Annotated in this window: 10 protein-coding genes, 2 pseudogenes and 1 riboswitch; of the genes and pseudogenes, 9 read left to right on the top strand and 3 right to left on the bottom strand. The window is 67.2% G+C overall.

Annotated elements, in window-relative coordinates:
- Nucleotides 1–34: 34 nt before the first annotated feature.
- Nucleotides 35–139, top strand: a riboswitch (TPP riboswitch).
- 72 nt (nucleotides 140–211) lie between these two features.
- Nucleotides 212–1,492, top strand: coding sequence for a purine-cytosine permease family protein (locus ACSQ3O_RS15305; RefSeq protein ID WP_436139514.1), 1,281 nt, complete (start codon nucleotides 212–214; stop codon nucleotides 1,490–1,492).
- A 59-nt stretch (nucleotides 1,493–1,551) separates the two neighbouring features.
- On the opposite strand, the gene thiD is transcribed toward ACSQ3O_RS15305, so the two are convergent.
- Complete coding sequence (thiD, locus tag ACSQ3O_RS15310; protein WP_436139515.1) at nucleotides 1,552–2,427, bottom strand: bifunctional hydroxymethylpyrimidine kinase/phosphomethylpyrimidine kinase; 876 nt, start codon at nucleotides 2,425–2,427, stop codon at nucleotides 1,552–1,554.
- 277 nt (nucleotides 2,428–2,704) lie between these two features.
- Here thiD and thiO point away from each other — a divergent pair, with 277 nt between their 5' ends.
- From thiO to thiE, 4 genes are all read left to right on the top strand, one after another.
- Nucleotides 2,705–3,835 carry a glycine oxidase ThiO gene (gene thiO, locus ACSQ3O_RS15315; RefSeq protein WP_436139516.1) on the top strand — a complete coding sequence of 377 codons (1,131 nt, stop codon included), beginning with the start codon at nucleotides 2,705–2,707 and terminating at the stop codon, nucleotides 3,833–3,835.
- Complete coding sequence (gene thiS / locus ACSQ3O_RS15320) at nucleotides 3,832–4,029, top strand: sulfur carrier protein ThiS (protein WP_436139517.1); 198 nt, start codon at nucleotides 3,832–3,834, stop codon at nucleotides 4,027–4,029. Before thiO ends, thiS begins: the two co-directional genes overlap by 4 nt.
- An 82-nt stretch (nucleotides 4,030–4,111) precedes the next feature.
- Nucleotides 4,112–4,921: a thiazole synthase gene (locus ACSQ3O_RS15325; protein WP_298457759.1), complete on the top strand. Its 810-nt coding sequence runs from the start codon at nucleotides 4,112–4,114 to the stop codon at nucleotides 4,919–4,921.
- Entirely contained in the window at nucleotides 4,914–5,816 is a 903-nt protein-coding gene (gene thiE, locus ACSQ3O_RS15330; RefSeq protein ID WP_436139518.1) for a thiamine phosphate synthase, read from the top strand. Before ACSQ3O_RS15325 ends, thiE begins: the two co-directional genes overlap by 8 nt.
- Before the next feature lie 172 nt (nucleotides 5,817–5,988).
- Here thiE and ACSQ3O_RS15335 read toward each other — a convergent pair whose 3' ends face one another.
- On the bottom strand, nucleotides 5,989–8,133 hold the full coding sequence (locus tag ACSQ3O_RS15335; protein WP_436139519.1) for a hypothetical protein: 2,145 nt from the start codon (nucleotides 8,131–8,133) through the stop codon (nucleotides 5,989–5,991).
- A gap of 111 nt (nucleotides 8,134–8,244) precedes the next feature.
- On the opposite strand from ACSQ3O_RS15335, the pseudogene ACSQ3O_RS15340 reads away from it, so the two are divergent.
- Nucleotides 8,245–8,406: pseudogene (locus ACSQ3O_RS15340) on the top strand (3-hydroxyacyl-CoA dehydrogenase NAD-binding domain-containing protein); the annotation flags it as partial.
- 5 nt (nucleotides 8,407–8,411) lie between these two features.
- On the opposite strand, the gene ACSQ3O_RS15345 reads toward ACSQ3O_RS15340, so the two are convergent.
- Nucleotides 8,412–9,223, bottom strand: a protein-coding gene (locus tag ACSQ3O_RS15345) for an IS5 family transposase (protein ID WP_436139520.1) whose coding sequence is annotated in 2 segments (ribosomal slippage) — nucleotides 8,412–8,893 and nucleotides 8,893–9,223 — 813 coding nt in all. Because the reading frame shifts where the segments join, the coding sequence is not laid out codon by codon here.
- 56 nt (nucleotides 9,224–9,279) lie between these two features.
- Between ACSQ3O_RS15345 and ACSQ3O_RS15350 the strand changes: the two are divergent.
- From ACSQ3O_RS15350 to ACSQ3O_RS15360, 3 genes and pseudogenes are all read left to right on the top strand, one after another.
- Nucleotides 9,280–10,644, top strand: a pseudogene (locus ACSQ3O_RS15350) (3-hydroxyacyl-CoA dehydrogenase); the annotation flags it as partial.
- 36 nt (nucleotides 10,645–10,680) lie between these two features.
- On the top strand, nucleotides 10,681–11,460 hold the full coding sequence (locus ACSQ3O_RS15355) for an oxepin-CoA hydrolase, alternative type (protein ID WP_436139521.1): 780 nt from the start codon (nucleotides 10,681–10,683) through the stop codon (nucleotides 11,458–11,460).
- 179 nt (nucleotides 11,461–11,639) lie between these two features.
- Nucleotides 11,640–12,359, top strand: a complete 720-nt coding sequence (locus ACSQ3O_RS15360; protein ID WP_137748061.1) for a Crp/Fnr family transcriptional regulator — start codon at nucleotides 11,640–11,642, stop codon at nucleotides 12,357–12,359.
- Nucleotides 12,360–12,379 lie beyond the last annotated feature (20 nt).

A 12,379-nucleotide genomic window follows, 5' to 3' on the forward strand; every position in this document is an offset into this window, starting at 1 on the left:
ACCCCACTACAATGGCCCCGCGCTCCAACGGGAGCGCCCACGCTAGGGGTGTCGGGACCGGGCCACCGGAACCGACTGAGAGAGTCCCTTTGAACCTGATTGAGATCATCCTCGCGCAGGGAAGCATGTCTGTTCTGGCCAGCCTCTGAGTGATCTCGGGCCGTGCTGGCAGGCCGCCGCCCTGCTCTGTATCTGCTTACGGAGCCTTTGCATGTCTTCATCTCCCGCCACGCACGCCACCAACGAAGCGCTGGCCCCCGTCTCCCCCGATCGCCGTGTCTTCCAGTGGCATGACCACGCCTCGCTCTGGTTCAGCCTGGGCGTGGGCCTGCTCGTCATGCAGGTCGGGGCGTATCTGATGCCCGCGCTGGGCACCCAAGAAGCGCTGATTGCCATCGTGGCCGGCTCCATCGTCGGCGCGGGCTTGCTGGGCTGGGTGGCCAAGCTGGGCTGCGACAGCGGCCTGGCCAGCGCGGGGCTGATGCACGCCGTGTATGGCCGCACGTTTGCCAGCCTGCCCATCATCCTGAACATCGTGCAGCTGGTGGGCTGGGGCACGTTCGAGCTGGTGGTGATGCGCGATGCCACCGTGGCCATCGGCCAGCAATCCGGCACCATGGCCGGCGCCCATTGGCCCGTGCTGGCCACACTGCTGTGGGGTGGCGTGGTGATGCTGCTGATCAGCGGATCGATGGTGCAGCTGGTGCGCAAGCTGATTGCGCACATCGCGCTGCCGCTGGTGGTGCTGTCGCTGCTGTGGCTGTCATGGCAGTTCCTGTCGCTGGCACAAACGCAAGGTTTTGAAGCGCTGTGGACGCGCCAGGGCGCGGGCGGCATGGGCGTGTTGCCCGCGCTGGACCTGGTGATTGCCATGCCGATCTCGTGGCTGCCGCTGGTGGCCGACTACGCGCGCCATGGCAAGAACGGCGGCTCGGCACTGCGCGGCACCTGGCTGGGCTATGCGCTGGCCAACATGTGGTGCTATTCGCTCGGCGTACTGGTGGCGCTGACCTTGCCCAGCAAGGACCTGGTGCAGGCGCTGCTGCTGGCCCAGGGCGGGCTGCTTGCGCTGTCGCTGATCCTGATCGACGAGGTGGACAACGCCTATGGCGACACCTATTCGGGCGCCGTGTCGGCCCACAGTCTGCTGCCACGTTTTGGCGTGCGCGCGTGGGGCCTGCTGGTGGCCGCGCTGTGCACGGGGCTGGCGCTGGTGCTGCCCATGCACAGCCTGGAGCCGTTTTTGCTGCTGCTCAGCTCGGTGTTTGTGCCCCTCTTTGGCGTGATTTTGGGGCGCCTGGCCTTTGGCACCGATGCAGCCGCCCTGCTGGCGGCCGCGCGCAAGGTGAATGCGGCACCCGTGGCCATCTGGCTGGCGGGCATTGCGGTGTACCACCTGGCGCCCCAGGTGCTGCCAGGTGCGGGTTCGGCCCTGCCTGCGCTGGCATTCAGCTTTGCACTGGCTTGGGCCACGCGCCCACGCGGCCAGTGATTGCTATCAATTAATGAGCTATCAGCGCTTGATGTACGGGCTTTGAGGCTCAAAAACACTCAAACTTCTTCCCGCAACACCTGCTGCGCCACCGGCGCATACCCATGGTTCAACGGGCCATGGCCACGCCCGGTGGTCACATCGGCGCCTGCTGCAATGGCACCCAGGATATAGGCCCGGGCGCGTTCCACCGCCTGCGGCAAGGACGCGCCCAGTGCCAAGTGAGATGCGATGGCCGACGACAGCGTGCAGCCGGTGCCATGGCCGTTGTGTGTGGCAATGCGTTGCGATGCGAGGCGCTGGCAGGTCCCATCGGGCAAGGCCAGCACATCCACCACCCAGTCTCCGGGCAAGTGCCCGCCCTTGAGCAGCGCGGCCGGGGCGCCCAGCGCGCGCAGGGCCTGCGCGGCGGCGTCCAGCGCGCCCACACCGTCGATCTTGCGGCCCAGCAACCAGCCCGCTTCATCGAGGTTGGGGGTGATCACCTCGGCCAGCGGGAACAGCTCCTGCACCAGCACATTCACGGTTTCCGCAGCGATGAGCCGGTCGCCGCTGGTGGCCACCATCACCGGGTCCAGCACCACGTGGGGCAACTGGTGGGTGCGGATGGCCTCGGCCACCACGCGCACCACCTCGGGCGAATGCAGCATGCCGATCTTGACGGCATCCACGCCGATGTCCTGCACCACCGCGTCGATCTGCGCCTTGAGCATCTCGGGCGGGATGCCGTGGATGCCCGTGACGCCGCAGGTGTTCTGCGCCGTGATGGCGGTGATGGCCGTCATGCCGTAACAGCCCAGGGCAGCAAAGGTCTTGAGGTCGGCCTGGATGCCTGCGCCGCCGCCGCTGTCGGAGCCTGCAATGGAGAGCACACGCACATAGCGGCGCGTGGAGGACGGGGACGGCGTGGAGGGCGACGGAGTCGAAGAAGTCATGGCAAAAATTATGGCCTATGCGCTGGCGCAAAAAGGGCGGCGCGGGCTTGTGCTGTAATTTGATTTTCCGGACGAAACAGGGGTGTCCCACCAAGATGGTGTGCGACTGAGAAATACCCTGGGGCTGCGCAGAACCCTGCGTTGCGCTGCGCGCAATGGCCCCGCTACCCGATCCAGGTCATGCTGGCGTGGGGAGTTTCCAAGAGCGGCCCTGCCCCCGTTTTGTCCCTGGTTGCCTGCCAACACACGGACCACTGAAACACGGACAGACCGACTTATGCCACTTCAACCCTCTTCTTTTGCCATCCTGGGCGCGGGCCTCATGGGCCGATTGCTGGCGGTGGAGCTGGCGCGCCAGGGGCACCGGGTGGACATCTATGACGCGGGCAGCCCCGCTGCCGAAGGCTCGGCCGCCACGGTGGCCGCCGCCATGCTCGCGCCCCTGGCCGAATCGGCCATCACAGAACCCGGCGTGGTGCGCATGGGCCACCATGCCCTGGCCCGCTGGCCGCAGCTGCTGGCGCCGCTGGCCGAGCCCGTGTTCTTTCAGCAGGCAGGCACACTGATAGTGTGGCACCGGCAGGATGCCGCCGAAGCCCAGCGCCTGACCCGCCAGCTGGAGGCCAACCAGAACACCGTGCCCGAGCTGCCCCGGCTCGAAAAGCTGGGCAGCGAGGGCCTGGCCCAGGCCGAGCCCACGCTGGCCCACCGTTTTGCCCAGGGTCTGTACCTGCCGGGCGAAGGCCAGCTCGACAACCGCCAGCTGCTGGCGGCGCTGGTGGTGGAGATGGAGCGGCTGGGAGTGCGCACCCACTGGTACAGCCCCCAGTCGCCCGAAGCCTTCTGCCCCGGCGCCCCCGGCCAGCCCGACTGGGTGCTGGACTGCCGGGGCCTGGGCGCCAAGGGCCAGTGGAGCGCGCTGCGGGGTGTGCGCGGCGAGGTGGTGCGCATCCATGCGCCCGACGTGACGCTGCAGCGCCCCACACGCCTGGTGCACCCGCGCTACCCCATCTACATCGCGCCCAAGCAGGACCACCTGTTCGTGATCGGCGCCACCGAGATCGAGTCGGACGACCTCTCGCCCGCAAGCGTGCGCTCCACGCTGGAGCTGCTCAGCGCCGCCTATGCCGTGCACCCCGGCTTTGCCGAGGGCCGCATCCTGGAGCTGGCCACGCAATGCCGCCCCACGCTGCCCGACAACCTGCCCGCCATTCGCCAGACGCGCCCGGGCGTGCTGGAGATCAACGGCCTGTACCGCCACGGCTTCATGATCGCGCCTGCCATGCTCGATGTGACGCTGGAAGTGCTGAACACAGGACAATCGGAGCTTTCGCAACGTTTTGACCTTGCGCTGGACCTGGCCCCTGCATGCGTGCCAGCCACCAGTGCTGCCCCGGCCCTCGCATGAATATCTCCATCAACCAGACCCCCCACGAACTGCCCGAGGGCGCCACCGTGGCCGATGCCGTGGCCGCCGTCGCGGCGCGCCCGCCTTTTGCCGTGGCGGTGAACACCACCTTTGTGCCCAACAACCGCTACGCCGCCCATGCGCTGCAGCCGGGCGACCGCGTGGAAATCATCTCGCCGGTGACCGGGGGCTGACCTGGCACTGAAAAATTGAGAAAAAAAGGCCCTCTGCGCGCGCTCATCAAGCCCTGATAGCTATCAAAAACATAGTAAACACATGACCACTCCGACGCCCCAAGATCCGCTGGTGCTGTACGGCCAGACGTTCGCCAGCCGCCTGCTGCTGGGCACCTCGCGCTACCCCTCCCCCGCCGTACTTGAAGCCGCTGTGCTGCGCGCCCAGCCCGCCATGGTCACCGCCTCGCTGCGCCGCCAGGGCAGCAACCCGGCCGAAAGCGGCAGCAGCTTCTGGGAGCTGCTGCGCAAACTCAACGTGCCCGTGCTGCCCAACACCGCCGGCTGCCACAGCGCACAAGAGGCGATCACCACCGCGCAGATGGCGCGCGAGGTGTTCAACACCCCGTGGATCAAGCTGGAGCTGATCGGCGACGACTACACCCTGCAGCCTGACACGCTGAACCTGGTGGGCGTGGCCGAACACCTCATCAAGGAAGGTTTTCAGGTGCTGCCCTACTGCACCGAAGACCTGGTGCTGTGCCAGCGCCTGGTGGATGTGGGCTGCCAGGCAGTGATGCCCTGGGCCGCACCCATCGGCACTGGGCGCGGCCCGGTGAACCCCTACGCCTTGCAGACGCTGCGTGAGCGCCTTCAAGTCCCCATGCTGGTCGATGCCGGGCTGGGCCTGCCGTCGCATGCCTGCCAGGTCATGGAATGGGGCTTTGACGGTGTGCTGCTGAACACCGCCGTCGCCCTGGCACAAGACCCCGTGGCCATGGCCGGTGCGTTTGCCGATGCCGTCAGCGCCGGGCGCGCAGCCCGCCTGGCGGGTGCCATGGCCGCACAAGACGCCGCCCAGCCCAGCACACCCGTGCTGGGCACCCCTTTCTGGCACCACGCCCATGCATGACACCACCGCCCTGGCGCACGCCATCTTGAGCCACCACGCGGCCACCTTTGCGGGGTTTCCGCCCGAGCCCGTGCCCACACCCACGTCGCAAGAGCCCGTCTACCTGGCCGCGCTGCAAGCCTGCAGCCAGCTGGGCTTCATCGCCCACGACGCCGAATGCCTGGCCCGCGCCTGGCAGGCGCGCGCGGTGCGCACCGGCAGTGCGCAGCCCGAGGCGTGGCCCGACGCCCCCGAAGACTTCGGCCTGCAACCCCTGCCACGCACCCACCAGTTCGTGCCCTGCCCCGAGCACCTGGGCCTGTACGCCGTGCTGCCCGATGCTGCCTGGGTAGGCCGCATGGCCCGCGCGGGCGTGCCCACGGTGCAGCTGCGCTTCAAGTCCGACGATGCCGCTGCAGTGGAGCGCGAAGTGCGCGCCGCCGTGCAGGCCGTGCAGGGCACGGGGGCGCTGCTGTTCATCAACGACCACTGGCGTGTGGCCATTGAGGCCGGTGCCTATGGCATCCACCTGGGTCAGGAGGACCTGGACGCGCTGAAGGCCGACGAGCTGCAGGCGCTGCGCAGCTCGGGCCTGCGCCTGGGCGTCAGCACCCATGGCTATGCCGAAATGGTGCGCGCCGACGCTGTGGGCCCCAGCTACATCGCCATGGGGGCCGTGTTCCCCACCACGCTCAAGAAGATGGCCACCGCCCCCCAGGGCGTAGGCCGGTTGGGGGTGTACGCGCGACTGATGCGGCACTACCCGCAGGTGGCGATTGGTGGCATTGGCGCCGAGCAGTTTGCGCAGGTGCTCGCGACGGGGGTGGGCTCCATCGCCGTGGTGCGGGCCCTGGTGAACGCGGTAGATCCTGAAAGCGCGGCAGCCCAGCTGATGCAGCACATGGCGCCTGCCTGACGGCGGCGCCAAGGCGCTCGGGGGGCATGGCGCCCCCCGTCAGGGCTTATTGGGGGAGTGCTGCGCCGAGCATCGGCGACGAAGTCAGGCGCCGCCTCAGCGCATCAACAGCACCCACCTCCGCAACGCAGGGGCAGGGGCAACAAGCCACCGGCCCGGCTTTGATCCAGACTTACTTGCTGCGATCGGTCTTGTGCTTCATCTGCTCCAGTTCCAGCCGCAGTTCCATCAGGTCGTTCTCCATGCCAAAACCCACGGCCTGCCCGGAGGGTGGCGGGGGTGTCACGGGCACGGGCGGCAGGTCACTGAGGGTCAGGTGCAAAGGCTCCGACAGGTCCAGGTCCAGGGGTGCATGGCCACTGTCGTTGCCGATGGCGGCCGGGGCGGTGGCCACGGGGGCGTTGTTGTTGCCTGCGGCCGGGCGTGGCGGCATGGCCCCAAAGTCAAACTCCAGGCTGGCCGCGAGCGAATCCAGGGGCGCATCGTCCCGCTGCAACTCAGCCGACACCGGGGCTGGGGCAATCATCGATTCAGCCACCAAGGCCTCGACCCGGGGAGGAGCCAGGGGGGTGGTGCGCTTGCGCGGTGGGGGTTCACCCCGTGCGCTGGCGGGCGTGGTCTGCGCGATGGACAGCAGCAGCAGCAGGTCGTCGTAGGCTGCGAGGTCAAACGGCTCCACGCTCTCGGCCCCGGTGCGGCGGAACAGGAGCGTCTCCAGCAGGCCCAGCACCTCGGGGGATGTCCACAAGGCCTCGATGTCGGCCAGCGCATCGGTGTAGTGGTAGAGCATGCGCCCCGTGCGGTGGAAGCCGGAAAACTCGGGCACCTGCGCATTGAAGGACTGCATGAACTGCGCGCGCAGCTGGGCAAATTCGTCCACCCGGCTGAGCGTGTGGTACAGCCGCAAAAGCTCCAGATAGGCCAGTGGCGAGGTCTCGCGGTGCTCGGCAATGTGGTTCTTCAGGACTTCGATGGCCTGCTGGTGCTCGCCCACCGAAATAAAGAACTCGGCCTGCTGCTGGATATCAAAAAGCTCTTCCGGGTTGACGATGTGCAGCGATGCCGAGGCGGCTGCCGGTGATGGAAGCGGGACCGGTGCACTGACCAACGGCGGTCTGGCCGCAGCAGCCACCACCGGCGCCGGGCTGGGGGCGGGCACCGTGACAGGAGCGGACGGCCCGGCGGCGGACGGGGCATCCTCCTCGGGCACAGGCTGCGTGTCAGACGGCAGCCAGGAATCGCCAGAATCGCGCGTCAGGCCCAGCGCCTCCTCAGCTGCGGCGGTATCGCGTGACCCCAGGGCCACCGAGTCGCCCCAGGCCCGCACCGCGTGCTGGGACGCCTTGCGCAGGCGCATCCACATCCACGCAGCCGCCAGCAGGGCCAGTGCCAGCAGGGCCCCCAGCGCATACACGATGGTGGCAGGAAACCGCTCTTGTTCGGCCAGCTCCAGTTGCTGCTGCAGCTGAGCCGCAGCGGCGCGTTCCTTGGCAGCCTGCGCGCGCAGGGCGACGGCCTCGGATTCCAGTGATTTCAGTTGCTCGCTGTCCTTGAGCAGGGCTTCCGGCTGCGCGTTCAAGGCCTTCCACAACGCAATGGCCTGCGCGCGCTGGGGCGACATTTCTTCGGATGGTGTGGCCGACAGCTCGGGGCTTGAACGCAGCGGAACGGGGCTGTCCAGCCAGATGTCCAGAGGCTCAATCACCAGGCGGGGGCGGTTGGTGGGCGCTGCCGCAGGGGCCTTGCCAGGGACCGGCGCCCGTGCCGCAGGTCGCACCGGGGGCGTGGCCGTGGCTGGCGCTACCGGCCGGGCCGCTGCAGGCGCCCTGGGCACCAGGGGCTGGGGCGTGGCGCGCGGGTCCGGAGAGGCTGGCACCGGGCGGCTGTCCTGCGCCCTGGGTGCAGGCCGGGCCGCTTCAGCACCAGCGGCACCTGGCAGGCGCGACAGGTCAACCGGCAACGCCGATGCGGAACGGGTGGCAATGGTCGGGAGGTCAGAAAGAAAGGTATAGGTGCGTGTGGTCTTGCCCGCACACCCTGCCGTGAGGGTTACTGTCAGCACGGGTTCGTCGAGCGCGATCGATGCCATCACCCGCACGCCCGAGGGGCGGCCCCGCACTTCTGGCAGGGGCATGACGCGCACCTTGCTGTCAGCAACAGCGTTGTCGCCAGCCACCAGCTTGGCGGTGACGCAGGACGACGCGACATCGGTGCCGGGGTCAGGCTGCAATTCAAACGCCAGATCGACGGGAGACCCCAACACCACCGTGCCACTGCCACTGCCCAGGGACAGCGCCGAAGCTCCAGCTGCAACCACCCACAGCCCCGGTCCAAATATGGTGTTACGGATTTTCACAATAAGTTCTGTTTCTGGTCCGAGGCATTCTTGCACATAAGTCCCAGGTAAGGCCAGAGCCATAATGGCGCTATGAAAATTCAGTTTCCCACCATCGCCATCGTGGGCACCGGCGCCATGGGCCGGGGCATTGCCCAAATCGCAGCCCAGGCCGGCAGCCAGGTGTTTCTGTTCGACGCCAACCCCGGCGCCGCTGATGCGGCCCAGGCCGCTCTGCAGGACCAGTGGGCTAAGAGCGGCTAACAAAACGGAAGAAGATTGCGAATGCAGATGATGCAGCAAGCTAGGGAAAGCAGGGCCACATGAACGTCGATGCGGCGCTCGAAGCGGGTGCGCAGCTTGCCAAAGGCAGCGAGCCAGGCATGGGTGCGCTCGACAACCCACCGATGGCGCCCGAGCCGGTCATTGCGCTCGATGCCTTTGCGGGCGATGCGATCCTGGATGCCTCGGCGCTTGAGGTGGGCACGGCACCGAGGGTAGTCATAGCCTTTGTCCGCATGCAGCTTCTCGGGCCAGCGGCGGCGCCTGCCGCGCTTGCCGCCCACCGCTGGCAATGCGTCAACCAGCTCATCGAACACCACCGAGTCATGGCGGTTGGCTCCGGTGACGCAAAAGATCAGCGGGATGCCCTGGCGGTCCGTGATGATGTGGCGCTTGCTGCCGAGTTTGCCCCGGTCCGTGGGGTTGGGGCCCGTGTACGGGCCCCCCGGGGGCTGGGCACGCTGGCCCCATCCACGCTGGCGCGGCTGAAGTCAAGTTTGTCTGCACTGCGCAGTTCGTCCAGTAACGCCAGATGCAGACGGTGCCACACACCGGCGGCCTGCCAGTCACGCAGTCGTCTCCAGCAGGTCATGCCACTGCCAAAGCCCAGTTCCTGGGGCAGGTGCTCCCAAGGCGTGCCCGTGCGCAGCACGAACAGGATGCCATTCAAGGCCAGCTCATCACTCAGTCGCGGCCTGCCGCCCTTGGGCGAGGGTTTCGCGGTCGGCAGCAACGGCTCAAGCCTTTTGTACAGCGCCGCGCTGATTTCTTTGTTCCTGTTTTTTCCCATGCCGTATCAAACGCACATCGGGCATTGGGCGATGACAGGCTTTTGTTAGCCGCTCTAAGCTGGTGTCCAAAGGCCGCATCGACGAAACCCAGGCCAGCGCGCTGGCCGCACGCCTACACCCTGTGAAGGCCGTGGCCGACCTGGCAGGCTGCGACTTGGTGGTGGAGGCCATCGTCGAGCGCCTGGATGTGAAGAAGGCGCTGTTTGCCGAGCTGGAAGCCGTGGTGCGCCCGGATGCCGTGCTGGCCACCAACACCTCGTCGCTGTCCGTCACCGCCATCGGCGCTGGCCTGCAGCGGCCAGAACGCCTGGCGGGTTTCCACTTCTTCAACCCGGTTCCGCTCATGAAAGTGGTGGAAGTGATTGCCGGGCTCAAGACCGATGCCGCCGTGTGCACGACCCTGGCCGCCTACGCACGGGAAATGGGCCACACGCCCGTCCAGGCGCAAGACACGCCCGGTTTCATCGTGAACCACGCAGGCCGTGGCTTTGGCACCGAGGCCCTGCGCATCGTGGGCGAAGGCGTGGCCGACTTTGCCACCATCGACCGCATCCTGCGCGACCAGGTCGGCTTCAAGCTCGGGCCTTTCGAGTTGATGGACCTCACGGCGCTTGACGTATCGCACCCGGTGATGGAGTCCATCTACCGCCAGTATTACGACGAGCCCCGCTTTCGCCCCAGTGTGATCACCGCGCAGCGCCTGGCAGGCGGCGTGGTGGGCAAGAAGGTGGGCGAAGGCTTTTACCGCTACGTGGATGGCGTGGCGCAAGTACCCGCAGAGGCGCCGCCGCCCGTGGTGACCGAGATTCCCCCCGTGTGGGTCTCGCCCCGTGCCGCGCGCCGTGCGGAGCTGTACCAATTGCTCAAGGACCTGGGCGCCACCATCGAAACCGGCCAATCGCCCTCGCCCCAGGCCATCACGCTGGTCGCGCCGCTGGGGTTTGACATCACCACTGTGGCGGTCGTGGAGCGGCTGGACCCGGCCCGCACCATCGGCATTGACATGCTGATAGACGACGCCGCCACCAAGCGCCGCGTGCTGGCCACCAACCCCGCTACGCGCGTGGACATCCGCAACGCGGCGCATGCGCTGTTTGCCCGCGACGGCAAGCCGGTCAGCGTGATCCGCGACAGCGGTGGCTTCGTCACCCAGCGCGTGGTGGCCACCATCGTCAACATCGCCAGCGACATCTGCCAGCAAGGCATCTGCACCCCCAAGGACCTGGAGACTGCTGTGACCCTGGGCCTGGGCTACCCGCTGGGCCCGCTGGCCATGGGCGACCGCTGGGGCCCGACGAACATCCTCGAAGTGTTGTTCAACATGCAGACCGTGTATGGCGACACCCGCTACCGCCCCAGCCCCTGGCTGCGTCGGCGCGGCGCCATCGGCCTGAGCCTGAGCCACGTCGAAGAAGCCTGATCGCCCAGCACTACGGCCACTCCACCGAAGACCGCCATGCCCGCAGAACTCCGAAGCACCAGCCAGGGCCAGACCCTGATCCTGACCCTCAGCAACCCCGAGCGGCGCAACGCCATTGACCCGGCCATGTATGCCGCCGGAGTGGAGGCGCTGAGCGTGGCTGAGAGCAGCGCCGATATCCGCAGCGTGGTCATTACCGGGTCAGACGGCATGTTCTGCTCGGGCGGCAACCTGCAGCGGCTGCTGGCCAACCGCCAGCAGCCGCCCGAGGTGCAGGCCCAGAGCATCGAAGGCCTGCACAACTGGATAGAAACCATCCGCACCTACCCCAAGCCGGTGATTGCAGCGGTGGAAGGCGCGGCGGCCGGTGCAGGCTTTTCGCTGGCGCTGGCCTGCGACTTCATCGTGGCGGCGCGCAATGCAGTGTTCGTGATGGCCTACAGCAACGTGGCGCTGTCCCCCGATGGCGGCTCCAGCTGGAGCCTGTCGCAGGCCCTGCCCCGCCAGATCGCCACCGAGATCCTCATGGGTGGCGAGCGCATTGGCGCCGAGCGCCTGCATGCCCTGGGCCTGGTCAACCGCGTGGCCGAAGCAGGCTCCGCACTGGACGCCGCGCTCGCACTGGCCGAGCAGCTCAATGCCAAGGCCCCCAACGCGCTGGCCAGCATCAAAGAGCTGCTCAACGAAGCGCCCCGCGCCAGCCTCACCCAGCACCTTGGCCATGAGCGCGACCACTTCGTGAAAAACCTGCACCACGCCAACGGCGGTGCAGGCATTTCAGCCTTCCTCGAAAAACGCGTGCCACGCTACGAATAGCGCGCACAAACACCCAACGCTCAGCGCTTCAGGCCCCTGGCTGCCACAACGGCAGCCAGGGGCTTTTTTTTGCGCGGGCTCGGCGCAGAGGTGGCAGACGCGCAGGTGACAACCCTGACGCAGCGCGCAGGTCCCTCACGCGACAATGGCCCCGTTACCAGTCACGCAAAAGACAGACCATGGACGACCCGATTCTTACTATCGAAGAACGTGAAGCGATCAACTCCGGTCGCTGGTTTTCATCACTCTCACCTTCGCTACGCCACGACATCCTCCGATGTGCATACGTCAAACGCTTCAAGGACGGCGGCCTCATTGCCGCACGCGGGGATCCACCCGAGGAGTGGATTGCCTGCGCGCGCGGCGCGGTGCGGGTGAGTTCCACCTCCATCTCGGGCAAGCAGATCACGCTGACGTATGTGGAGCCGGGCATCTGGTTCGGCGACGTGGCGATCTTCGATGGGGACCGGCGCACACACGACGCCTACGCACACGGCGACACCACCATCCTGTGCGTGGCCAAGGCCGACTTTCGCAAGATCCTGGCCGTGCACACCGAGCTGTACGAAGCCATGCTGCGCTTGCACGCGCGGCGCATTCGCCAGCTCTTCGGGCTGGTGGAAGACCTCAACACGCTGCCCCTGCGATCGCGCCTGGCCAAGCAGCTGGTGCATCTGGTGCGCAGCTATGGGGTGCCCAGCCTGTCGGACGGCAGCGAAATGCGCATCAGCCTGCAACTGGCGCAAGAAGAACTGGCACAGCTGCTGGGCGCATCACGCCAGCGCGTGAACCAGGAGCTCAAAGCCATGGAGCGCGAGGATGCCATCCGCATCGAGCCGGGCGGCCTGGTGGTGCGCGACCGCGATGCACTCATGCGCATTGCGGAAACCGACAACTGAAGAACAACAAACTCTCCGCC

It is taken from the genome of Acidovorax sp. LjRoot74, assembly GCF_964254355.1.
Classification (GTDB): Bacteria; Pseudomonadota; Gammaproteobacteria; order Burkholderiales; family Burkholderiaceae_C; genus Acidovorax.